At 71.8% G+C, this 23,307-nt stretch carries 19 protein-coding genes, 1 tRNA gene and 1 pseudogene; 10 read left to right on the forward strand and 11 right to left on the reverse strand.

Annotated features, from left to right (window positions below; all coding sequences use genetic code 11):
* Positions 1-171 (reverse strand): annotated as a pseudogene (locus tag ABT085_RS22990) (pyruvate dehydrogenase (acetyl-transferring) E1 component subunit alpha); the annotation flags it as partial.
* A gap of 175 nt (positions 172-346) precedes the next feature.
* Between ABT085_RS22990 and ABT085_RS22995 the strand changes: the two are divergent.
* Positions 347-847 (forward strand): Lrp/AsnC family transcriptional regulator, encoded by a 501-nt coding sequence (locus ABT085_RS22995; RefSeq protein ID WP_502982782.1) that lies wholly within the window; start codon positions 347-349, stop codon positions 845-847.
* Positions 848-945: 98 nt separating this feature from the next.
* Here ABT085_RS22995 and ABT085_RS23000 read toward each other — a convergent pair whose 3' ends face one another.
* A complete protein-coding gene (locus tag ABT085_RS23000; RefSeq protein ID WP_351610887.1) occupies positions 946-1,536 on the reverse strand; it encodes a TetR/AcrR family transcriptional regulator in 591 nt (196 codons plus the stop codon).
* Complete coding sequence (locus tag ABT085_RS23005) at positions 1,533-3,047, reverse strand: 3-hydroxyacyl-CoA dehydrogenase (RefSeq protein ID WP_351610892.1); 1,515 nt, start codon at positions 3,045-3,047, stop codon at positions 1,533-1,535. The genes ABT085_RS23000 and ABT085_RS23005 overlap by 4 nt, the downstream gene beginning before the upstream one ends.
* 159 nt (positions 3,048-3,206) lie before the next feature.
* Here ABT085_RS23005 and paaN point away from each other — a divergent pair, with 159 nt between their 5' ends.
* Positions 3,207-4,913 carry a phenylacetic acid degradation protein PaaN gene (paaN, locus tag ABT085_RS23010; protein WP_351610896.1) on the forward strand — a complete coding sequence of 569 codons (1,707 nt, stop codon included), beginning with the start codon at positions 3,207-3,209 and terminating at the stop codon, positions 4,911-4,913.
* 22 nt (positions 4,914-4,935) lie between these two features.
* Here paaN and ABT085_RS23015 read toward each other — a convergent pair whose 3' ends face one another.
* From ABT085_RS23015 to ABT085_RS23025, 3 genes are read right to left on the reverse strand one after another with little or no spacing between them, the layout of a single operon-like run.
* Positions 4,936-5,733 carry a TrmH family RNA methyltransferase gene (locus ABT085_RS23015; protein WP_351610899.1) on the reverse strand — a complete coding sequence of 266 codons (798 nt, stop codon included), beginning with the start codon at positions 5,731-5,733 and terminating at the stop codon, positions 4,936-4,938.
* A 10-nt stretch (positions 5,734-5,743) separates the two neighbouring features.
* The gene (locus tag ABT085_RS23020; RefSeq protein WP_351610901.1) at positions 5,744-7,027 is read right to left on the reverse strand and encodes an HTTM domain-containing protein; all 1,284 of its coding nucleotides are present in this window, start codon (positions 7,025-7,027) and stop codon (positions 5,744-5,746) included.
* Positions 7,024-7,923, reverse strand: coding sequence for a DUF5819 family protein (locus ABT085_RS23025; protein WP_502982783.1), 900 nt, complete (start codon positions 7,921-7,923; stop codon positions 7,024-7,026). Before ABT085_RS23025 ends, ABT085_RS23020 begins: the two co-directional genes overlap by 4 nt.
* Positions 7,924-8,195: 272 nt before the next feature.
* On the opposite strand from ABT085_RS23025, the gene ABT085_RS23030 reads away from it, so the two are divergent.
* Positions 8,196-8,603 (forward strand): hypothetical protein, encoded by a 408-nt coding sequence (locus ABT085_RS23030; RefSeq protein ID WP_351610909.1) that lies wholly within the window; start codon positions 8,196-8,198, stop codon positions 8,601-8,603.
* A 67-nt stretch (positions 8,604-8,670) separates the two neighbouring features.
* Positions 8,671-9,879, forward strand: a complete 1,209-nt coding sequence (locus tag ABT085_RS23035) for an acyl-CoA dehydrogenase family protein (protein ID WP_351610912.1) — start codon at positions 8,671-8,673, stop codon at positions 9,877-9,879.
* Between the two features lie 44 nt (positions 9,880-9,923).
* Here ABT085_RS23035 and ABT085_RS23040 read toward each other — a convergent pair whose 3' ends face one another.
* The 5 genes from ABT085_RS23040 to ABT085_RS23060 form a co-directional block, all read right to left on the reverse strand.
* Complete coding sequence (locus ABT085_RS23040; RefSeq protein ID WP_351610965.1) at positions 9,924-10,253, reverse strand: rhodanese-like domain-containing protein; 330 nt, start codon at positions 10,251-10,253, stop codon at positions 9,924-9,926.
* Between the two features lie 59 nt (positions 10,254-10,312).
* Entirely contained in the window at positions 10,313-11,110 is a 798-nt protein-coding gene (locus ABT085_RS23045) for a hypothetical protein (protein ID WP_351610915.1), read from the reverse strand.
* 125 nt (positions 11,111-11,235) lie between these two features.
* Positions 11,236-12,798 carry a DUF2252 domain-containing protein gene (locus ABT085_RS23050; RefSeq protein WP_351610918.1) on the reverse strand — a complete coding sequence of 521 codons (1,563 nt, stop codon included), beginning with the start codon at positions 12,796-12,798 and terminating at the stop codon, positions 11,236-11,238.
* Between the two features lie 227 nt (positions 12,799-13,025).
* The gene (locus ABT085_RS23055) at positions 13,026-13,985 is read right to left on the reverse strand and encodes an NAD-dependent epimerase/dehydratase family protein (protein ID WP_351610921.1); all 960 of its coding nucleotides are present in this window, start codon (positions 13,983-13,985) and stop codon (positions 13,026-13,028) included.
* A 629-nt stretch (positions 13,986-14,614) separates the two neighbouring features.
* A tRNA-Leu gene (locus ABT085_RS23060) sits at positions 14,615-14,701 on the reverse strand.
* Positions 14,702-15,165: 464 nt separating this feature from the next.
* Between ABT085_RS23060 and ABT085_RS23065 the strand changes: the two genes are divergently transcribed.
* The 6 genes from ABT085_RS23065 (at position 15,166) to pknB (ending at position 23,272) form a co-directional block, all read left to right on the forward strand.
* Positions 15,166-16,014, forward strand: coding sequence for an FHA domain-containing protein (locus ABT085_RS23065; RefSeq protein ID WP_351610946.1), 849 nt, complete (start codon positions 15,166-15,168; stop codon positions 16,012-16,014).
* A gap of 10 nt (positions 16,015-16,024) precedes the next feature.
* Positions 16,025-16,543: an FHA domain-containing protein FhaB/FipA gene (locus ABT085_RS23070; RefSeq protein WP_351610948.1), complete on the forward strand. Its 519-nt coding sequence runs from the start codon at positions 16,025-16,027 to the stop codon at positions 16,541-16,543.
* Positions 16,544-16,663: 120 nt separating this feature from the next.
* Positions 16,664-18,199 carry a Stp1/IreP family PP2C-type Ser/Thr phosphatase gene (locus tag ABT085_RS23075; RefSeq protein WP_351610951.1) on the forward strand — a complete coding sequence of 512 codons (1,536 nt, stop codon included), beginning with the start codon at positions 16,664-16,666 and terminating at the stop codon, positions 18,197-18,199.
* Positions 18,200-18,226: 27 nt separating this feature from the next.
* Complete coding sequence (locus tag ABT085_RS23080) at positions 18,227-19,663, forward strand: FtsW/RodA/SpoVE family cell cycle protein (RefSeq protein ID WP_351610954.1); 1,437 nt, start codon at positions 18,227-18,229, stop codon at positions 19,661-19,663.
* On the forward strand, positions 19,660-21,132 hold the full coding sequence (locus ABT085_RS23085; RefSeq protein ID WP_351610956.1) for a peptidoglycan D,D-transpeptidase FtsI family protein: 1,473 nt from the start codon (positions 19,660-19,662) through the stop codon (positions 21,130-21,132). Before ABT085_RS23080 ends, ABT085_RS23085 begins: the two co-directional genes overlap by 4 nt.
* A gap of 169 nt (positions 21,133-21,301) precedes the next feature.
* Positions 21,302-23,272, forward strand: coding sequence for a Stk1 family PASTA domain-containing Ser/Thr kinase (gene pknB, locus ABT085_RS23090; protein ID WP_351610959.1), 1,971 nt, complete (start codon positions 21,302-21,304; stop codon positions 23,270-23,272).
* Positions 23,273-23,307: the final 35 nt, after the last annotated feature.

A 23,307-nucleotide genomic window follows, 5' to 3' on the forward strand; every position in this document is an offset into this window, starting at 1 on the left:
CACGTGCGCGTACAGCCGCCGCAGCAGCTCCGGGTCGGCCTTGGCGGCGGCCGGCGTGCCGAGGACGCGGTAGGGCTCCGCGTCGGGCAGCAGCGGCGCGGGGTCGGTCCTGGGCTGCCAGGCGGGCGGCGGTGTCGGGCGGTACCCGCCCCGCTGCTCCATCACCGTCATGACGGCACCTCCTCGTGGGAGTGGCTACGGGAGGCGTGTCGGCTGTGACCCGCCCCACCTACCGATTGTTCGGTCGTCGGCACATTTTGGCTACATGCGCCCCCAGGCTGTGGACAAACGGTTCTCCACAACCTGAGATGGACGCAGTACGTCCATGAGGGAGAGGCGGGGGGACATGCCACCTGAACAAATGGCCGAGCGCCCGGAGGACGGCACCGCCCTGCCGCCCCCGAGACCGCTGGACGCCATCGATCAGGACATCCTCCAGATGCTCCAGACCGACGGCCGCGCGTCGGTACGGTCGGTCGCCGAGCGGGTGCACGTCTCGCGCGCGAATGCCTACGCGCGGATCAACCGCCTGGTCGAGGACGGCGTCATACGGGGCTTCGGGGCCCGCGTGGACCATGAGCGGGCAGGTCAGGGCACGTCCGCGTACATCACGCTGAAGATCGTGCAGAACTCCTGGCGGACGGTGCGCGAGCAGCTCAGACTGCTGCCAGGGGCGTCCCACATCGCGCTGGTGGGCGGCGACTTCGACGTGCTGCTGCTGGTGCACACCCCCGACAACCGGGCGCTGCGCGAAGTGGTCCTCACCCGGCTCCAGGCGATCCCCGAGGTGCTCAGCACCCGCACGCTGCTCGTGTTCGAGGAGGAGGACCTGGAGCCCCAGGGGTGAGTCACCGGGACGGCTCCCGGCGATGTCCCACCGCGTCGCCGGGCCCGCGGCCCCGGTGCGGGCCCGGCGCGCCGCCCGGCCCGGAGCCGCCCGCCGCGTCACTCGGCCTTGCGCAGCCCCCCGAGGACCAGCCGCACCACCGCGTCGGCGACGTCGCCCGCGGTCGTCCCCCCGCCGCCCGGCCGGTACCACTCGACGATCGAGTTGATCATCCCGAAGACGAGCCGGGTCGCGAGCCGCCCCTCGATGTCGACGCGCACGTCCCCCTCGGCGGCCGCGGCCTTCAGCAGGTCGGCCACCCGGTGGTCGAAGTCGCGGCGGCGCTCCAGGGCCCACCGCTCGGTGCCGGTGTTGCCGCGCACCCGCAGCAGCAGCGTCACATAGGGCAGGTCGGATATCAGCACCTCGACCATGCGGCGCACGACGTACTCCAGGCGTTCGACGGCCCGCCCCACGCGCGCGTGCTCCTCGTCGAGGATCCCGAACAATTCGTCCAGCGCCCGGCTGACGGCCCGCCGCAGCAGCTCCTCCTTGCCGGTGACGTGGTGGTAGATCGACGACTTGGAGATGCCGGCCGCCCTGGACAGGTGCTCCATGGACGTGCCGTCGTAACCGCGCTCGTTGAACACCTGGACGGCGACGGACAGCAGCGTCTCCGGGGTGTACGTGTCGCGCTTGGCGGTGGTCACGGGGTCCCCTCCCGCTTGTCGGTGGCGTACGCGTGGCGGTACAGCGCGAGGGAGGGCGCGTAGCGGCCGCAGGGGTCGCGCAGGTGCAGGTCGTCGAGGAGGGCGTACGCCCAGTTGCGGCCCAGCCTGCGGCTCCACTCGAAGGGGCCGAGGGGGTAGTTGACCCCCAGGCGCATCGCGGTGTCGACGTCCTCCTCGGTGGCCACGCCCTTGCTCACGGCGTCGTGCGCCAGGTCGACGATCCGCGCCACCGTGCGGGCGACGATCATGCCGGGCACGTCGCCGATGACGCTGACGTCCTTGCCGAGCGCCTGGAACAGTCCGGTGGCCTCGGCCAGCGTCGCCGGGGCGGTGTCCTGCGAGGCCGACAGGGCGATCCGGGTGGCCCTGCGGTAGTCCAGGGCGAGGTCGAAGTAGACGACGTCGCGGAACTCGACGGAGGTCTGGCCGTCGGCGAGCGCCAGCTGGCCGCCACTGGGCAGCACCAGGCGCGTGCCGTGGTCCTCGTCCTCCTCGCGGACCTGGATGCCCGCCTCGCGGATCACCGCGACCAGCTCAGCGGCGGGGCCCAGGTCGCCCTCGACGACCACGTACGCGGGCGGCTGCGCCTTCTCCGCGGTGTGCGGCTCGGCGCGCTCCGCGCCGTCCCGGTGGTCGTACCAGCCCTGTCCGGTCTTGTGTCCGAGCCGGCCCGACTCGACCAGCCGGCGCTGGGCCAGCGACGGGGTGAACCGCGCGTCCTGGAAGAAGGCCTGCCACACGGAGTGCGTGACGGACTCGTTGACGTCCTGTCCGATCAGGTCGGTCAGCTCGAACGCGCCCATCCGGAAGCCGCCCGACTCGCGCAGCACCGCGTCGATGGTGGCCGGATCGGCGCCCTGCGCCTCGTAGACCGCGAACGCCTCGGCGTAGAACGGCCGTGCGATGCGGTTGACGATGAAGCCGGGGGTGTCCGCGCAGGCGACCGGGATCTTGCCCCAGGCGCGGGCCGTCTCGTACGCGCGCGTGGCCGAGGTGACGTCCGTGGCGAACCCGGATACCACCTCGACCAGCGGCAGCAGCGGCGCCGGGTTGAAGAAGTGCAGGCCCACGAAACGCCCGGGATTGCGCAGGGCGCCGCCGATCGCGGTCACCGACAGGGACGAGGTGTTGGTGGCGAGCAGGCAGTCGTCGCCGACGACCGCCTCCAGGTCGCGCATCAGCTCCTGTTTGACGTCCAGCCGCTCCAGGACCGCCTCGACGACCAGCGCGCAGTCCGCCAGGTCGGCGAGGTCCTCCGCGGGCCGCAGCCGGGCCCGTGCCGCATCCCGGTCGGCGGCGCCGAGCCGGTCCTTCTCCACGAGCCGGTCGAGCCGGGCACCGATCGCTTCGGCGGCCGCCAGGGCGCGTCCGGGGGCGGCGTCGTACAGCCGTACGGTGTGGCCCGCGACCAGCGCGACCTGGGCGATGCCCTGGCCCATGGTGCCGGTGCCGACGACGGCCACGGGGCTGTTCAGGTCGATTGCTGTCATGTGCGCGATCCTCCCGCACGGGGTTTTCCACGGATGCGGCGGACCCCCTTGTCCCGACCGATCGTTCGGTTACTCTAACTCTGACTAGCTGTTCCTGCCCATGTTCTGCCCAGGTCATGAGCTCGACGAAGAGTTCCTGAGACGAGGAGTTGGTCCCGCATGGCCGCCGAATCGACCGCCCACGAGCTGATCGCCAAGCACCGGCCCACCCTCGACCAGGCGCTCGAGGCGATCCGCACCCGCGCGTACTGGTCCCCGCACCCCGAACACCCCAAGGCCTACGGCGAGAACGGCAGCCTGGACGCCGCGGCGGGCAAGGCCGCCTTCGACGCCGTCCTGAACACCCGCCTCGACCTCGGCCAGCCCGGCACCGACGACTGGGTCGGCGGGGAGGTCTCCCCGTACGGCGTCGAGCTGGGCGTCACCTACCCGCACGCGGACGTGGACGTCCTGCTGCCCGCCATGAAGGCCGGCCAGGGAGCCTGGCGGGACGCGGGCGCGGAGCTGCGCGCCGCGGTCTGCCTGGAGATCCTCAAGCGGATCAGCGACCGGACCCACGAGTTCGCGCACGCGGTCATGCACACCAGCGGCCAGGCCTTCATGATGGCGCTCCAGGCCGGCGGCCCGCACGCCCAGGACCGCGGCCTCGAAGCCGTCGCCTACGCGTACGTGGAGCAGGTCCGCACCCCGGACACCGCCGAGTGGACCAAGCCCCAGGGCAAGCGTGACCCGCTCGCGCTCACCAAGCAGTTCACCGCGGTCCCGCGCGGCATCGCCCTGATGATCGGCTGCAACACCTTCCCGACCTGGAACGGCTACCCGGGCCTGTTCGCCTCGCTCGCCACCGGCAACGCGGTCCTGGTCAAGCCGCACCCGCGCGCGGTACTGCCGCTCGCGCTCACCGTGCAGATCGCGCGCGAGGTGCTCACCGAGGCGGGCTTCGACCCGAACCTGGTCGCCCTGGCCGCCGAACGCCCCGGCGAGGGCATCGCCAAGACCCTGGCCACCCGCCCCGAGATCCGCATCATCGACTACACCGGCTCCACCGCGTTCGGCGACTGGCTGGAGACCAACGCCCGCCAGGCGCAGGTGTACACGGAGAAGGCCGGCGTCAACACGGTGCTCGTCGAGTCCACCGACGACTACAAGGGCATGCTCTCCAACCTGGCCTTCTCGCTGTCGCTGTACAGCGGCCAGATGTGCACCACCCCGCAGAACCTGCTCATCCCCCGCGACGGCATCCGCACCGACGACGGCACCAGGACCTTCGACGAGGTCGTCGCCGACCTCGCCCGGTCCGTGGACGGCCTCCTCGGCGACGACGCGCGCGCGAACGCCCTGCTCGGCGCCATCGTCAACCCGGATGTGAAGGCCCGCCTGGAGGCGGCCGCGGGGCTCGGCGAGGTCGCCCTCGCGTCACGGCAGATCAGCAACCCGGACTTCCCCGACGCGGTCGTCCGTACGCCCGTGATCGTGAAGCTCGACGGCGCACGCAAGTACTGGGACGGGGCGGACGACGAGGCCGCGTACATGAACGAGTGCTTCGGTCCCGTCTCATTCGCCGTCGCCATGGACTCGGCGGCGGACGCGGTGGAACTGCTGCGCCGCACGATCCGCGAGAAGGGCGCGATGACCGTGGGCGCCTACACCACGGACACCGAGGTCGAGTCGGCCGTGCAGGAGGTCTGCCTGGAGGAGGCCGCGCAGCTCTCGCTGAACCTCACCGGCGGGGTGTACGTCAACCAGACGGCCGCCTTCTCCGACTTCCACGGCTCCGGCGGCAACCCGGCGGCCAACGCGGCGCTCACCGACGGCGCATTCGTCGCCAACCGGTTCCGCACGGTGGAGGTGCGGCGCCAGGCCTAGGGCCCCCTGTCCGAGGGCGCGCTCAGCGAGTGCCGGGCGCGCCTCCGGTGAGGCTCCAGTGGTACAGCGTCATGGCCACACTGGTCGCGAGGTTGTAGCTGGAGACCTGGGGACGCATCGGCAGCGACAGCAGGTGGTCGGTCCGCGCGCGCAGCTCGGCGGACAGGCCGCTGCGCTCCGAGCCGAAGGCCAGCACCGCGTCGTCCGGCAGCTTCAGCCCCCGGATGTCCTCGCCCTCCGGGTCGAGCGCGAACAGCGGCCCCGGCGGCAGCTCGGCCACCGCCAGCCGCTCCACCGCGGTCGCGAAGTGCAGCCCCGCCCCGCCGCGCACCACCGTGGGATGCCACGGGTCGAGCGTGCCGGTGGTGACCACACCGGTCGCCCCGAAACCGGCGGCGAGCCGGATCACCGCTCCCGCGTTGCCCAGGTTGCGCGGGTTGTCGAGGACGACCACGGGAGCGGTGCGCGGCATCCGCTCCAGCGCGCCCAGGTTCGCCTCCCGGGCGGGCCGTACGGCCAGGGCGGCCACGGCGGTGGGATGCGGGCGGGGGACCAGCGAGGCGTACGTCGCCTGCGGGACCTCCGTCAGCAGCGCGTCCAGGGCGTCCCGGACGTCGGGGGCCAGCTCGGCCGCCAGCGCCAGCGCCGCCCGCCGGTCGGCGGTCACCGCCACCGGCACCCGGGCCCCGAAGCGCACCGCGTGCTTGAGCGCGTGGAAGCCGTCGAGCAGCACGGCGGTGTCGGCGAGCCGGTGCCAGACGGACAGCGGATCGGGCCGGGCGCCCGCGTTCTCCGGACGGGCGCTGACGGGATCGGTCATGCCGTGAAGCCTACGCGGGAGCCCCGGCGGCCTCGGCGCCCTCGATCCCCTCGGCCCGCCCGGCGCCCCTGCGGTCCCCGCGGTCCCCGCCGTCGCCACTGTTCTCGTCGGCCTCGGCGCTGCGCCGGTCCCGCTGCGCGGGCAGGACGGGCCCGCCGCGCGGCAGCAGCCGTCCCCACGCGCGTACCGCCCAGCCGCCCAGCCGGCGCAGGAACGACGTCGGCAGGAAGACCGCGTCCGCGGCGATCATCGCCAGCGAGAAGAACGGCAGCCCCAGCACCACGGCGATCACCGCGTGCTCGGTCATCATCACCACCAGCAGGACGTTCTTGACCCGCCGGTTGAGCAGCGTGAACGGGAAGGCGACCTGCACGATGACCGTCCCGTAGGTCACGAGCATCACGATCGTGCCGCTGACGGACATCAGGTCGGCCAGCGCCGGCCAGGGCGAGAAGTAGTCCAGGTGCAGCGGGTAGTAGACCGCGGTGCCGTCCTGCCAGCGCGAGCCCTGGATCTTGTACCAGCCGGCCGTCGCATAGATCAGACAGGCCTCGGCCATGATCACGAACAGCGCGCCGTTGTGCACGATGTTGGTGATGACGTCGAGGAGTATCCGGGGCTCGGCCGACTTCGCACGGCGCCCGACGGCCCACCGCACGGCCGACGCCGTCCACACCGTCCACAGCAGCACCGGCACGGTCGGATCGCCGTCCAGCCGCCCCGCGACGGTCACCCCCACCAGCACCGCCCCGAGCACCGCCCACAGCAGCGGCCCGGTCCGGTCCACCACACGCTCACCGCGCGCCCGGGCCTCCCGGCCCAGCCGGGCACGCCGCTCGTCCAGGGACCACACCTGGCCGCAGCGCGTGAACACCAGGTAGATCGACATCAGGTGCAGGACGTTGTCGCCGCCGTCCCCCATGAAGACACTGCGGTTCTGGAGCGAGAGCACGCCCACCATGAAGAGCACAGACATCGCGCGGGTGCGCCAGCCCAGCAGCAGAGCCGCGGCGGCCAGCACGGCGAGCGCGTAGACGAGCTCGAACCAGACGCGGCTGTCCGTCCACATCAGCGCCGTGAAGGCACCGTTGAGCCCGATCAGCTGCTGGGCGAGGCCGAAGTCCCACGTGCCGTCGGGACCGTACATCTCATGGCGGTGCGGGAACTCGCGCAGCAGGAACAGCAGCCAGGTCGCGCTGAGACCGATGCGGATCACGGCGGTCTGGTACGGGCCGAGGGCCGACCCGGTGACGCGGGCGATGCCGCCGGACACCGACAGGGCGATGCGGTTCACTTCGTGGCCCCCTCGGCCGGGACCGACCACCAGGACAGCACCCGGTACATCGGCTTCAGTGAGATCCGCTCGCCGCTCCACGCGGGCGGGCGCACATTGGTGGTGGCGGAGCGGACCTGGACGCTGTCGACCGTGCCGCCGCGCCCGGCCGCGCCGTCCCGGTCCAGCCGCAGCTCGACGATACGGCGCAGATACGACTCGGAGAGGCTGCCGCGAACTCCCACCGGCCGGTTGTCGGCGTCGTGCGTCGCCGTGAAGAAGTCCCAGGCCCGGCGGAGCTCGTTCTGGTCGACATGGCTGGGGAGCGGATTGGCGTCGATGGCCCGCCCGTCCTCGGCGGACAGGTCGTACCAGCCGGTGGTGTGGAACTCACCGGCCGCCGTACGGACCCGGGCGCGGGCCTGGACCGCGATGTTCTGCTGGAGCGGATTGGGCGCGAACAGCTTCCAGTTCTGCTCGAACTCCGGGTAGATCCACTCCTCGATCGCCTTGCCGTGCTTCTTGCTGACCGTGTTCGACGGGGCGACATGCATGAACACCATGCCGAGGTGCACGCAGACGGTGACTGCGACGACGGCGAGCGCCAGGGCGGCGGCTATCTGGTAGCGGGGCGAGAGGGCGGCGACATCGGTGCGCGGCTCGGAAGGCGGTCCGATCGGCACGTCGTCCGGTGCCGTCGCGGCGGGCTCGGGCGTTGCGGCGGACTCGGGCGCGGCTGCCGGTCCGGTCGGGGCGGGCGTCCCGGCCGGCGCCGTCGGCTCGCGCCCGGCGTCCGCCGGACCCGCCTCCTCGGTCCCGCGCATGGTCACCCCGGCTCCCTGCGCAGGTGGGGTGCCCGGCCCGGGCGAGGCGCTCCCGCCACCGCCGGCCGCGTCCGTTCCGCCGTACGCATCCATTCCGCCCCGTTCCCCGATCGCCGTCCGTGTTCCGGCCCCCGGCCGCAGGGCACCGTACCGCCCCACGCGCACCGCGCCCCACGGCGGTCGCACGCGAAACGTTACTCAGGCCCGCCCGCACCGCACAGCCCCGTACGACCCCGCACAGCGCCTGCACGGCGCCGCGGAGGCTCTGTACGGCAGCGCGCGGGCTCCGTACGGCACCGCGCCGTGGGCCGGTCCGACGGGCAGGCAGGCCGGCCGGCGGCGCCGGGACTGTCGCCCATCTCACCATGGGCACCACGGCACCCCGCGCGCGGCCGCTCACCGACCGCCCCGAGCGGCTGACGCCCTGCGACGACGGCTTCGACGGGGTCTCCGGCGGCTTCGGGGCCACGGCGGGCACGGCGGGCACGGCAGCGCGGCGGCGCGGCGGCCCGGCGACACGGCAGCGCGGCCGCACGACGGCACGGCGGCTGACGCCCTGCGACGACGGCTTCGACGGGGTCTCCGGCGGCTTCGGGGCCACGGCGGGCACGGCAGCGCGGCGGCGCGGCGGCGCGGCGGCCCGGCGACACGGCAGCGCGGCCGCACGACGGCACGGCGGCCCGGCGGCCCGGCGGCCCGGCGGTCGAGTCCGCCGTCGTGCCGCGCTTGCGCTCTCCCACCGTTCCCTTCTCCTAGAACCTGTTCTATCTTGACGGTCCGTCAGATCAGGCCGTCGGCCCGGCACGTCATGGCCGGGGTGCGCGTGGGAGGACAGGGACCGTGGACTTCACCTTCACCGAGGAGCAGCAGGCGGCGGCCGAGGCGGCACAGGGGGTGTTCGCCGGGGTCGCGCCCGACGGGGTGCCCAGCCCCGCGCTCACCCGGGGAGCCGCCGTCGCCGACGACTTCGACCGGGCGCTGTGGGCCCGGCTCGCCGACGCGGACCTGCTGAGTCTGCTGCTGGACCCCGAGTACGGCGGGGCCGGTCTCGACCCCGTCGCGCTGTGTCTGGTGCTGCGCGAGTCGGCGAAGGTACTGGCCCGGGTGCCGCTGCTGGAGAGCTGCGCGGCCGCCGCCGCCGTGCAGGCCTACGGCGGACCGGCCGCCGGCGGTGCGGCGGCGCCGAAGGCCGCACTGCTCACGGCGGTGGGGCGGGGCGAGATCGTCCTGACCGTCGCCTCCCACGGCCGCACCGGCCACGATCCGGCCGAGCTCGCCGTGACAGCCCGCCAGGACGGCGACTGCTGGATCCTCGACGGCGTCCAGACGGCCGTGCCGTGGGCGCACGGCGCGGACTACACGGTCGTACCCGCCCATGTGCCCGCCCACCTGGCCCCGCGCACCGGAACCGACCGCGCGGACACCGGCCACGCCGAGGCCGGCCGTACGATCCTCGCCCTGGTCCCGCGCGATCACACGGGGGTCGTACGCGCCGAGCAGGTGTCCACCACCGGCGAACGGCTCGCCGAGGTGCGCCTGGAGTCCGCGCGGATCGGGGCGGCCGACGTCATCGACGCCGACGGCGCCTGGGAGTGGCTGCGCGGGCTGCTGACGACGGGCACGTGCGCGCTCGCGCTCGGGCTGGGCGAGAACGTGCTGCGGATGACCGCGGAGTACACCGGCAGGCGCGAGCAGTTCGGCTTCCCCGTGGCCACCTTCCAGGCCGTCGCCGTGCAGGCCGCCGACCGTTACATCGACCTGCGGGCGATGGAGGCCACCCTGTGGCAGGCCGCGTGGCGGATCGCCTCCGGGACGCAGGGCGCGCTGCCGACGGCCGGTGACATCGCGGTCGCCAAGATCTGGGCCTCGGAGGGGGTGCGCCGGATCGTGCAGACGGCACAGCATCTGCACGGCGGATTCGGCGCCGACGTCGAATACCCGCTGCACCGGTACCACGCCTGGGCCAAGCATCTGGAACTGGCGCTCGGTCCGGCGGCTGCCCACGAGGAGGCACTGGGCGACCTGCTGGCCGCCCATCCGCTCGGCTGAACCCCGGGCCCGCGGGCCCTCTCGGCCGCGAGACCCCTGAACCGCTACAGGACGTGTCCGGGCCGGCCCTCGTCCGTCACGACGGGGCGGCCCGCGGCGGCCCAGACCTGCATGCCGCCGTCGACGTTCACGGCGTCGATGCCCTGCTGGACCAGGTACATCGTGACCTGGGCCGAACGCCCGCCGGAACGGCAGACGACATGGACGCGGCCGTCCTGGGGCGCCGCCTCGGTCAGCTCGCCGTACCGGGCCACGAACTCGCTCATGGGCAGGTGCAGCGCTCCTTCGGCGTGGCCCGCCTGCCACTCGTCGTCCTCGCGGACGTCCAGCAGAAAGTCGTCGTCCTTGAGGTCCGCGACCTCGACCGTGGGCACACCAGCTCCGAAACTCATGCCACCGACGCTACCCGAAGCACCTCGAGTCCCGGCCGGGGCTACCCCAGCAGCTCGGCCAGCTCCGCCTCACGGGCGGCGACATCGGCCAGGAGCTTCTCGGCGATCTCGTCCAGCAGGGCGTCGGGGTCGTCCGGAGCGAGCCGCAGCATCTCCCCGATCGCGCTGATCTCCAGCTCCCGCGCGAGGTGCGTGAGCATCTCCTTGCGCTCGGCCAGCCATTCCAGGCGGGCGTAGAGCTCCTCGCTGGGGCTGGGGGCCCGCTCGGCGGGCGCCGGACCGGCCGCCCACTCCTCGGCCAGCTCACGCAGCAGGTTCTCGTCGCCACGGGCGTAGGCGGCGTTGACCCGGGTGATGAACTCCTCGCGGCGCCGGCGCTCGCCCTCCTCCTGGGCCAGGTCGGGGTGGGCCTTGCGGGCCAGTTCGCGGTAGAGCTTGCGGACCTCGTCGCTGGGGCGCACCCGCTGCGGGGGCCGCACCGGCTGGTCCGTGAGCATCGCCACGGCCTCCGGGAACAGGCCTTCGCCGTCCATCCAGCCGTGGAACAGCTCCTCGACACCCGGCATCGGCAGCACCCGCGCGCGGGCGTCCTGCGCCTTGCGCAGATCCTCGGGGTCACCGGTGCGGGCGGCCTTGGCCTCCGCTATCTGCGCTTCCAGCTCGTCGAGCCGGGCGTACATCGGGCCGAGCTTCTGGTGATGGAGGCGCGAGAAGTTCTCGACCTCCACACGGAAGGTCTCCACCGCGATCTCGTACTCGATCAGCGCCTGCTCGGCGGCCCGAACGGCCCGCTCCAGCCGCTCCTCGGGCCGTGCCTGCTCAGCTTCCGGGGTCGTCACCCGAACAGCGTAGGCCACGGTCGGGCCGGTCCGGTTCCACAGGGCCGGGACAGACCGTCCGCACCCGGGCCGCACCCGGGCCACGGCAGGGTCCCGTCACGTACCCACCAGGCGGCCGCCGGACCTCACACGCCCGTCTCCGCCGGGATGCGGCCCGCCCGTACCGCCGCCACGAGCCGGGCGTGGTCCGCCTCCGTGCGGTCGGCGTAGGCGACGGCGAAGGCTGCGATCGCCTCGTCCAGCTCCTCGTTCTTGCCGCAGTAGCCGGCGATCAGGCGCGGGTCGGCGCTGTGCGAGTGGGCGCGGGCCAGCAGGGCGCCGGTCATCCGGCCGTAGTCGTCGACCTGGTCGGCGGCGAGCGCGGCCGGGTCGACGCTTCCCTTGCGGTTGCGGAACTGCCGGACCTGGAAGGGCCGGCCCTCGACCGTCGTCCAGCCCAGCAGGATGTCGCTGACGACCTGCATCCGCTTCTGGCCGAGGACGACCCGGCGGCCCTCGTGCTCGACCCGGGGCACCTCGAACCCGGCGCTCACCAGGTGCGGCACCAGCGCCGACGCCCGTGCCTCCTTCACCTGGAGGACCAGGGGCTCACCACGGTGGTCCAGCAGCAGCACCACGTACGACCGGGTGCCCACACTGCCCGTGCCGACGATGCGGAAGGCGACGTCGTGCACCGCGTGCCGGGCCAGCAGCGGGAGACGGTCCTCGGAGAGCGTGTCCAGGTACGGCTCCAGGGCCGCGGCGACCGCCGCGGCCTCGGCGTCCGCGACGCCCCGCAGCACCGGGGGCGCGTCGACGAAGCGGCGGCCGCCGTCCGCGGTCGGTTCGGTCGACTTGGCCGCGAAGCGCCCGCTGGTGTTGGCCCGCGCCTTCTCGGAGACCCGCTCCAGCGTGCCGAGCAGGTCATGGGCGTCGGTGTGGGAGACCAGTTCCTCGTCCGCAATGGCGTTCCACGCGTCCAGCACCGGGAGCTTGGCCAGCAGGCGCATGGTGCGCCGGTAGGCGCCCACCGTGTCCCGTGCCGCCTTGCGGCAGGTGTCCTCGTCGGCGCCGGCCTCCCGGCCCGCGAGCACGAGCGAGGCGGCGAGCCGCTTGAGGTCCCACTCCCAGGGGCCGTGCACGGTCTCGTCGAAGTCGTTGAGGTCGATGACCAGGCCGCCGCGGGCGTCGCCGTACAGACCGAAGTTCGCGGCGTGCGCGTCGCCGCAGATCTGCGCGCGGATCCCGGTCATGGGCGTGCGGGCCAGGTCGTACGCCATGAGACCCGCCGAACCCCGCAGGAACGCGAACGGGGTGGCCGCCATCCTGCCCACCCGGATCGGTGTGAGCTCCGCGATACGGCCCTGGTTGGACTCCTCCACCGCGGCGACCGCGTCGGGCCGTGACGCGTCGAGGTCCAGCTCGGCATGGGCCGCACGGGGCACCCGGCGCCGCAGCGCCTTCCCCTCCTCCTTGGGCGACCCCGCCACGGGCCACACGGCGAAGCCCCGCACCGTGGACAGCCGCCGGGCCACCACCGGCGCCACCGGTTCCGCCGGCCGCTCCTGCGCCACCGCCCGTTCCGGCACCGCCGAACGCGCCGACTGCCCCGGCACCACCGGTTCCACGCCGAGCTCCGCCGCCGCGACGGCCTCCGCCGATCCGGCGGACCCCACCGGCTCCGCCAACTCCGCACCGAACTCGGCCATGACGACCGCCTCCCCCGCACCCGTGCAAGAACTTCCATGAACATCAATGCGTGCTGACCGTACCGCCGGTGGCCGAAACGCGTCAGACCCTGTGGACAACCACCCGCAGAACACCCACTCCGGGCGCCGGTCCGACCGGTCCTGGCCTCTCCGTACCTTTCGGACCTCCGTACCTTTCGGACCTCCGCACCTTTCGGACCTCCGGCGCTCCGGCCCGCCCGGCCGCCTCAACCCCGGGCGCCGTCCAGCACCATCCGGTACCAGGGCGTGTACCGGGAGAAGGCCTGCGCGAAGTCCGGTCCGGGCGCGGCGGCCAGGTCGGACCAGAGCGGCCCGCCGTCGAACCAGTGGTCGGTGACGAGCATGCCGAGCGCGTGCCGCAGGCGCGGCTCGCCGTCCAGCAGGTCCTGGGCCTGCCGCACGGTCAGGTCCCGCTCCGGCCAGGTGAGTCCGGTGCAGTCGGCCACCGCGCGCAGCAGGTCCCGCGCGGTCACCGGCTCCGCGGGGGCGACGTGGTAGACGGACGCGGTCAGGCTCGCTCGGGGGGCGAGTCCCGCCATGACCGCCAGGCGGGCCAGGTCGTGCACGGAGACCACGGACAGCCGCGCGGTCCAGCCCTCGACCGTGCCGGGCAGGGCGCGCAGCAGACCGCTCAGGCCGGGGACGAACCAGAGGTCGCCCGGACCGTGGACGAGATGCGGGCGGAGCACGATCCCGTCCGCGGCGAGCACGGCGTCCTCGGCGACGGCCCGGGTCGCCGAGGTCGGCGACTGCGGGTTGCGCACCAGGTCCTGCGGGCGGGCCCGGCCGTAGGTGCCCCGCCCGTAGACGGACGCCGTGCTGATCTGGACGATGCGGGACACCCCGGCCCGCCGGGCCTCGGCGACCAGGGCCTGCGTACCCCGGGCATTGACGCGCTCGTTGTCCTGCGGACCGCCGCCGATCCGCGCGGCACAGTGCAGCAGCACGTCCACCCCGGCGCACACTCCGCGCAGCGAGCCGGGGTCGCCGAGATCGGCCTCGACGGTCACGGGCTCCCGCGCGCCGGGCGGCGGCTGTCCCGCGAAGCCGGGCAGCGGTCTGCGATGAACCATCAGCCGCAGGTCCACGCCCAGGCGGCGGGCCTCGCCGGCCACGTGGCTGCCGACGAATCCGGCGGCTCCGGTGATCAGGACGGTGGGTGACACGGAACACTCCCTCCGCGGGACACACGATCTGGACGGCGGGCGCCCTGGAACTCCCCTGCGGGACGCAGGCCCCCCACGGGACGCAGAACTGTCCCTGTGGGGCACAGGCCCCCTCGGAACACAGAACTCCCTCTTGCGGGACACAGAATGCCCTGCGCGCGGCACCGCGCCGGGACGGAGGGCGGATCGGCAGGACCGCCAACTCACCTGACACCGGGCGCACTTCACACCGCCCGTGACTCTCCCGCCCGGCGGACGGCCCGACCGAAGCATGCCCGGGGCAGCCAGGTTCCGCCCCACGGACAGCACATAACGGTCACTCCGGGGGGCGACCCGGACACGGAACGCACTCATCGGCACCGCGAAGCCCGCCCATGGCCCCAGTCCGCGAAAAAAGAGCCCCTCCGGGCACTGAGACCTTCCTCACAATCCACCCGCGACTTGTGGGAGCGGAGCAAGTGAAGATCCACATCGGGGATCGGGTACCCGGCGGCTCCGGGCCGGCGACTCCGGACCCGCACTCTCCCGCCGCCGGCCCCGGTCGAAGGCTCCGGGCCCGACAACAGCCCCCGGGTTTCGCCCCGTAACGCGAAACGGCCGGTACCGTAATCGGTACCGACCGTTTCGTCTGGTGCGCGAGGGGGGAGTTGAACCCCCACGCCCTTGCGGGCACTGGAACCTGAATCCAGCGCGTCTGCCTATTCCGCCACCCGCGCATTGGGTGTGTCTTCCGGCTCCGTTCCTTTTCGGTGCGGCGCCTTCCGACATGCAGAACATTAGCACGCGGTCCGGGGTGCGTTCACATCCCTTTCCCCTGGGCAGGCGGTGAGCAGCGGCACAGCCGGTCCGCCGGTGCCGGTGCCGGTGCGGCTACGTCTCGACACGTACCGGTTCACGTATCAACCTCGTACCGGTACCGCCCGTCTGACCAGGAGCCGGTCAGGGTGCGCAGCCGGGTGCGGGACACTGGTCTGCGGCCCCCTCTACGATCCTGGGCAAGAAGAGTTCGAAGGGGAGTTCCGCAGGGAAGCTCGCAGGCGTCGACACCCGTCGACCGAGCCGACAGGGGGAACCAGCCGATCGAGCGGCGCGTGGATACGATCAGTAAGCAGTACGAGCAGTACAAGCACCGGACAAGGCACAGGCACAGGCACAGCGGCAACGACGGAGGAGGTGCCCCATGGGAGTCCTGAAGAAGTTCGAGCAGCGCCTCGAAGGTCTGGTCAACGGCACCTTCGCCAAGGTCTTCAAGTCCGAGGTCCAGCCCGTGGAGATCGCCGGCGCGCTCCAGCGCGAGTGCGACAACAACGCCACGATCTGGAACCGCGACCGCACGGTCGTCCCCAACGACTTCATCGTGGAGCTGAGCACGCCCGACTTCGAGCGCCTCAGCCCCTACTCCGGCCAGCTCGGCGACGAGCTCGCCGGCATGGTGCGCGACTACGCCAAGCAGCAGCGCTACACCTTCATGGGGCCGATCAAGGTCAACCTGGAGAAGGCCGCCGACCTGGACACCGGCCTGTACCGGGTGCGCAGCCGTACGCTCGCCTCGTCCAGCAGTCAGCAGGCACCGCAGGCCCCCGACCCGTCCGCGAGCGGCCGGCGTCCGGGCGGCTACGGCTACCCGCAGCCCGGCGCAGGGGCCGCGCCCCCCATGCCGGCCGCACCGCCGCCCGGCGCGGGCCCGCGCCCCGGTGGCTACGGCTACCCGCAGCCCGCCCAGCCCGGCGGACCGGCCCAGGGCGCACGCACGCGCTACTGGGTCGAGGTCAACGGCGCGCGTCACCAGATTTCCCGCCCGACCCTGGTGCTGGGCCGCAGCACCGAGGCCGACGTGCGGATCGACGACCCCGGCGTATCCCGTCGGCACTGTGAGATCCGGACCGGAACGCCCTCGACGATCCAGGATCTCGGGTCCACCAACGGCATCGTGGTGGACGGGCAGCACACCACCCGCGCTACGCTCCGCGACGGCTCGCGGATCGTCGTGGGCAGCACCACCATCATTTACCGGCAAGCCGAAGGGTGAAGCGGGGGCAATGTCAGAGCTGACCCTCACGGTCATGCGGCTGGGTTTCCTGGCCGTACTGTGGCTGTTCGTGATCGTGGCCGTGCAGGTCATCCGCAGCGACCTGTTCGGTACGCGTGTCACCCAGCGCGGAGCGCGGCGGGAGGCCGCCCGGCCTCAGGCGCAGACCGGCCGACAGGCGGCGGCGCCTCCGCAGCAGCGCCAGCAGGCCGCCGGCGGCCGCCAGCGCCGCAACGCCCCCACCAAGCTGGTGGTGACCGAGGGCACCCTCACCGGTACCACCGTCGCGCTGCAGGGCCAGACCATCACCCTGGGCCGGGCGCACGACAGCACGATCGTGCTGGACGACGACTACGCCTCCAGCCGCCATGCCAGGATCTACCCGGACCGGGACGGTCAGTGGATCGTCGAGGACCTGGGTTCCACCAACGGCACGTACCTCGACCGGAGCCGGCTGACGACTCCCACGCCGATTGCGCCGGGGGCGCCGATCCGCATCGGCAAGACCGTCATCGAGCTGCGGAAGTAGTACGACAATGAGCGAGCGGAGCGAGCACGCAGGCGCGGTCCACACCCCGGACCCCGGCGCGCTCCCGACCGGAGGGTGGGCACCGTGCGGATGTACCCGGAGCCGACGGGCGAGGTGCGCATGAGTCTCTCACTGCGCTTCGCCGCCGGATCGCACAAAGGCATGATCCGGGAGGGCAACGAGGACTCCGGCTACGCCGGTCCCCGCCTGCTCGCGATCGCCGACGGAATGGGCGGCGCCGCCGCCGGCGAGGTCGCCTCCTCCGAGGCGATCTCCACCATCGTCGCTCTCGACGAGGACATCCCCGGCTCCGACGTCCTGACCTCGCTCGGCACCGCCGTCCAGCGGGCCAACGACCAGCTGCGCGCCATGGTCGAGGAGGACCCCCAGCTCGAAGGCATGGGCACGACGCTCACCGCCCTGCTGTGGACCGGCCAGCGACTGGGCCTGGTCCACGTGGGCGACTCGCGCGCGTACCTGCTGCGCGACGGCGTCCTCACCCAGATCACCCAGGACCACACCTGGGTGCAGCGCCTGGTCGACGAGGGACGCATCACCGAGGAGGAGGCGACCACGCACCCGCAGCGCTCGCTCCTCATGCGCGCGCTCGGCAGCGGCGAGCACGTCGAGCCCGACCTGTCGATCCGCGAGGTCCGGGCCGGCGACCGCTACCTGATCTGCTCCGACGGACTGTCCGGGGTCGTCTCCCACCAGACGATGGAGGACACCCTCGCCAGCTACCAGGGCCCGCAGGAGACCGTGCAGGAGCTGATCCAGCTCGCGCTGCGCGGCGGCGGACCCGACAACATCACCGTCATCGTCGCCGACGTCCTCGACCTGGACACCGGTGACACCCTCGCCGGGCAGCTCTCCGACACTCCTGTCGTGGTCGGCGCGGTAGCCGAGAACCAGAACCAGCTGCACGACAACGGCATCATGCAGACGCCCGCCGGACGCGCCTCCGGCCTCGGCCGCCAGGTGCCCGGACAGGGCGGCGGCGGCGAGTTCGGCCCGCCCGGCTCCGGCGACACCACCGGCTACATCCCGGCCGGCAGCTTCGGCGACTACACCGACGACGACTTCGTCAAGCCCGGCAAGGGCCGCAGGTGGCTGAAGAGATCCTTCTACAGCGTCCTGGCCCTCGCCGTGATCGGCGGCGGCCTGTACGGCGGCTACCGCTGGACGCAGACGCAGTACTACGTCGGCACCAAGGGCGAGCACGTGGCCCTGTACCGCGGTATCAGCCAGGACCTGGCGTGGGTCTCGCTGTCGAAGGTGGAGAAGGACCACCCCGACATCGAACTCAAGTACCTGCCGCCCTACCAGCAGAAGCTGGTCCAGGCCACGATCGCCGAAGGCAACCTGGGCACCGCCCAGAAGAAGATCGACGAACTGTCGGTCCAGGCCTCCGCGTGCAAGAAGGAAGCACAGCGCCGCACCGCCGAGAGCGAGAACAGCGCCAAGACGGGCCAGGGCGAGGCCGGAGGCACCACGGGAACCACCAGCACCTCCCGCACGTCCAAGGCATCGCCGTCGCCGAACGCGTCGGCATCGACGTCCCCGACCCCGTCCAAGTCCGCGACCGCCACTCCCAGCCCCGGCCCCAGCCTCTCGGAGGAGGAGCAGAAGGTCGTCTCGCTGTGCGGTAAGCAGTAGGCAAGCCGTGAGAGGCCCCGTCACACGATGAGCAGTACTACCAACTCGCCGACGCACCACACGTCCACGATCGGCTCGATCGGCACCCCGAGCCGGCGCAACACCGAGCTCGCGCTCCTGGTGTTCGCCGTCGTCATCCCGGTGTTCGCCTACGCCAACGTGGGCCTGGCCATCGACGACAAGGTGCCGTCCGGCCTGCTGAGCTACGGTCTCGGCCTCGGCCTCCTGGCCGGCGTCGCCCACCTCGCCGTACGCAAGTTCGCCCCGTACGCGGACCCGCTGCTGCTGCCGCTGGCCACGCTGCTGAACGGGCTCGGACTCGTCGTCATCTGGCGGCTGGACCAGTCCAAACTGCTCCAGTCCATCCAGCAGGCAGGCACCGCCGCACCCCGGCAGCTGATGTACACCGCCATGGGCATCGCGCTGTTCATCGTCGTCCTGGTCTTCCTCAAGGACCACCGCACCCTGCAGCGCTACACCTACATCTCCATGGTCGGCGCGCTGGTGCTGCTGCTCCTGCCGCTGGTCCCCGGCCTCGGTGCCAACATCTACGGCGCCAAGATCTGGATCCACGTCGGCAGCTTCTCCATCCAGCCCGGAGAGTTCGCCAAGATCGTCCTGGCGATCTTCTTCGCCGGCTATCTCATGGTCAAGCGCGACGCGCTCGCCCTCGCCAGCCGCCGCTTCATGGGCCTGTACCTGCCGCGCGGCCGCGACCTCGGCCCGATCCTGGTCGTCTGGTTCATGTCGATCCTGATCCTGGTCTTCGAGACCGACCTCGGCACCTCGCTGCTGTTCTTCGGAATGTTCATCGTCATGCTGTACGTCGCCACCGAGCGGACCAGCTGGATCGTCTTCGGTCTGCTGATGTCCGCGGGCGGCGCGGTCGGCGTGGCCAGCTTCGAACCCCACGTCCAGCAGCGCGTCCAGGCCTGGCTCGACCCGATGGGCGAGTACGCCCTCAGCCGTAAGGGCGTCGCAGGCCACTCCGAGCAGGCCATGCAGGCCCTGTGGGCGTTCGGCTCCGGCGGCACCCTCGGCACCGGCCTCGGCCAGGGCCACTCCGAACTGATCCGGTTCGCCGCCAACTCCGACTTCATCCTCGCCACCTTCGGCGAGGAGCTGGGCCTCGCCGGCATCATGGCGCTCCTGCTGATCTACGGCCTGATCGTGGAACGCGGCGTGCGCACCGCCCTCGCCGCCCGCGACCCGTTCGGCAAGCTGCTCGCCATCGGCCTGTCCGGCGCCTTCGCCCTCCAGGTGTTCGTCGTCGCCGGCGGTGTGATGGGCCTCATCCCGCTGACCGGTATGACCATGCCGTTCCTGGCGTACGGCGGTTCCTCCGTCATCGCCAACTGGGCCCTGATCGGCATCCTGCTCCGCATCAGCGACACCGCGCGCCGCCCGGCCCCCGCCCCCGCCTCCAACCCCGACGCCGAGATGACCCAGGTGGTCCGCCCGTGAACAAGCCCCTGCGCCGAATCGCGATCTTCTGCGGTCTCCTGGTCCTCACCCTGCTCCTGCGCGACAACTGGCTCCAGTACGTCAAGGCCGACACCCTGGCCTCCGACACGGACAACCGCCGCGTCAACATCACGCGCTACGCCAGCCCGCGCGGCGACATCATCGTCGACGGCAAGGCCATCACCGGCTCCGTCGAGTCGGGCGACAACGACTTCAAGTACAAGCGCACCTGGAAGGACGGCGCCATGTGGGCGCCGGTCACCGGGTTCTCCTCGCAGGCCTTCGGCGCCAACCAGCTCGAGAAGCTCGAGGACGGCATCCTCACCGGCACCGACAACCGGCTCTTCTTCCGCAACACCCTGGACATGATCACGGGCAAGCAGAAGGAGGGCGGCAGCGTCGTCACCACCCTCAACGCCGCCGCCCAGAAGGCCGCCTACAAGGGCCTGGGCGACAAGAAGGGCGCCGTCGCCGCGATCGACCCGGCCACCGGCAAGATCCTCGCCCTGGTCTCCACGCCCTCGTACGACCCGTCGACCTTCGCCGGCACCTCGGACAGCGACCAGAAGGCCTGGAACAAGGTCCTGAAGAAGAACAACCCCGACGACCCGATGCTCAACCGGGCCCTGCGCGAGACCTACCCGCCCGGCTCCACCTTCAAGGTCGTCACCGCCGCCGCCGCGCTGGAGAACGGCGTGGTCTCCGGCATCGACGACGCCACCAAGACGCCGGACCCGTTCAGGCTCCCGCAGTCCAGCACCAACCTCACCAACGAGCACGGTGCCTGCAAGAACGCCGACCTGCGCTACGCGCTGATGGTGTCCTGCAACACGGTCTTCGCGAAGATGGCCGACAACGTCGGCAACGCCAAGATGATCGAGCAGGCCGAGAAGTTCGGCTTCAACAACGCCACGCTCGACACCCCGGTGCGCGCCGCCGAGAGCATCTACCCCAAGGACAACCAGCCGCAGAACGCCCTCGACGGCATCGGCCAGGGCTCCAACCGGGCCACCCCGCTCCAGATGGCCATGGTCGCCTCGGCCGTCGCCAACAACGGCAAGCTGATGCAGCCCTACATGGTCGACCAGCTGCGCGCCTCCAACCTCGACGTCATCGAGACGAACGAGCCCAAGGAGCTCTCCCAGGCCATCTCCTCCGAGACCGCCCAGAAGCTCCAGCAGATGATGGAGACGGTCGTCAACAACCCCCAGGGCACCGGCGGCAAGGCGAAGATCTCCGGCGTCACCGTGGGCGGCAAGACCGGTACCGCCCAGCACGGCCTCAACAACAGCGAGAAGCCGTACGCCTGGTTCATCTCGTACGCCAAGCTGTCCGACGGCAGCAGCCCGGTCGCCGTCGCCGTCGTCGTCGAGGACGGCGCCGCCAACCGCGGCGACATCACCGGTGGTGGTCTCGCAGGTCCGATCGCAAGGGACGTGATGAAGGCAGTCATCGACAGCAAGAAGTGACCCCGCTCACGTCCCCTTCACATCGGTGCACGTTGCGATACCGGTCCTGTATCGGGTGACGGGCTAGGCCAGGTCACATAGACCGATCCGGGTACGGTATGCCCGGACGACAGCCGCCGACCGCACAGACGTGCGGGTCGGGACCGACGGAGAGGGCTGGTAGGTAGCTATGGAAGAGCCGCGTCGCCTAGGCGGCCGGTACGAGCTGGGCCATGTGCTCGGCCGTGGTGGCATGGCGGAGGTCTACTTCGCGCATGACACCCGGCTCGGCCGCACGGTGGCGGTGAAGACGCTGCGCGCAGACCTCGCACGCGATCCGTCCTTCCAGGCCCGGTTCCGCCGGGAGGCCCAGTCGGCCGCCTCGCTCAACCATCCCGCGATCGTCGCGGTCTACGACACGGGCGAGGACTACATCGACGGGGTCTCGATCCCGTACATCGTCATGGAGTACGTCGACGGCTCCACTCTGCGTGAGCTCCTGCACAGCGGCCGCAAGCTGCTGCCCGAGCGCACGCTGGAGATGACCATCGGCATCCTCCAGGGCCTGGAGTACGCCCACCGCAGCGGCATCGTGCACCGTGACATCAAGCCGGCCAACGTCATGCTGACGCGCAACGGCCAGGTCAAGGTCATGGACTTCGGCATCGCCCGCGCCATGGGCGACTCCGGCATGACCATGACCCAGACCGCGGCGGTCATCGGCACCGCCCAGTACCTCTCGCCGGAGCAGGCCAAGGGCGAGCAGGTCGACGCCCGCTCCGACCTGTACTCCACCGGCTGCCTGCTGTACGAGCTGCTGACCGTCCGGCCGCCCTTCGTGGGCGACTCCCCGGTCGCGGTCGCCTACCAGCACGTCCGGGAGGAGCCGCAGTCCCCGAGCGTCTTCGACCCCGAGATCACGCCGGAGATGGACGCGATCGTCCTCAAGGCACTGGTCAAGGACCCCAACTACCGCTACCAGTCCGCCGACGAGATGCGCGCCGACATCGAGGCCTGCCTCGACGGCCAGCCGGTGGCGGCCACCGCGGCGATGGGCTCGGTCGGCTACGGCGGCTACGGCGACGACCAGGCGACGACCGCCCTGCGCGCCGACGGCGGCGCCACCACGATGATGCCGCCCATGAGCCCGGGAGGCGGTGGCGGCTACGACTACGACGACCGCCCCGACCGGCGCCGCCAGAAGAAGAACAACACCTCGACGGTCCTGCTGGCGGTCGCGGCCGTCCTGGTCCTCGTGGGCGCCATCCTGATCGGCAAGTGGGCGTTCGGCGGCGGTGGCGCGGGCAACGACACCGTCAGCATGCCCAGCTTCGTCGACCAGACCCAGGCCCAGGCGCAACAGATGGCGGACAACGCCGACCTGAAGATCACCATCGCCAAGAAGCCCTGCGAGAACACCGAGACCGGCAAGGTCTGCTCACAGGACCCGACGGCGGGCACCGAGGTCAAGAAGCAGTCCACCGTCAACCTGGTCGTCTCGACCGGGGCGCCGAAGGTGGCCGTGCCGAACGTCGTCGGCAAGAAGGTCGACGACGCCAAGGGCATCCTCGAGTCCGACAAGTACCAGTTCAACGTCAAGACCAAGGACAAGGTGTCCACCCTGGAGGCGGGCACCGTCCTCGAGTCGGATCCGGAGCTCGGCAAGGAGGTCGAGAAGGGCTCCACGATCACGCTGACGGTCGCCAAGGCCGAGGAGAAGTCCACCGTCCCGGACGTCCTGGGCAGGGGCTGTGACGACGCGGTGGCCCAGATGGAGGCCAACAACCTCACCGGCAACTGCGTCGAGGTGGACACCGACGACCAGAACCAGGTCGGCAAGGTCATCTCGACCGTCCCGGAGCGCGGCACCCAGGCCGACAAGGGCTCCACGGTCCAGATCCAGATCGGCAAGGCCAAGCAACAGCAGCAGGTCCAGGTCCCGAACATCCAGGGCCAGAAGCTGAAGGACGCCAAGCAGATGCTGGCGCAGGCGGGCCTCAACGTCGGCAACATCCAGGGCTCCCAGGACGACGACGCGACCGTCTTCAGCTCCGACCCCGGCCAGGGCAACACGGTCCCGACGGGCACGACGGTCAACCTGATCGCCGTGAAACAGGGCAACAACGGCGGCGGGAACTTCTTCGGCGGCAACACCGGCTGACGGCAGGACCGCCCGAACGGCAACCGCACCACGGC

Origin of the sequence: Streptomyces sp. NPDC002265, from assembly GCF_040296125.1 — a bacterium.
In the GTDB taxonomy this organism is placed as follows: domain Bacteria; phylum Actinomycetota; class Actinomycetes; order Streptomycetales; family Streptomycetaceae; genus Streptomyces.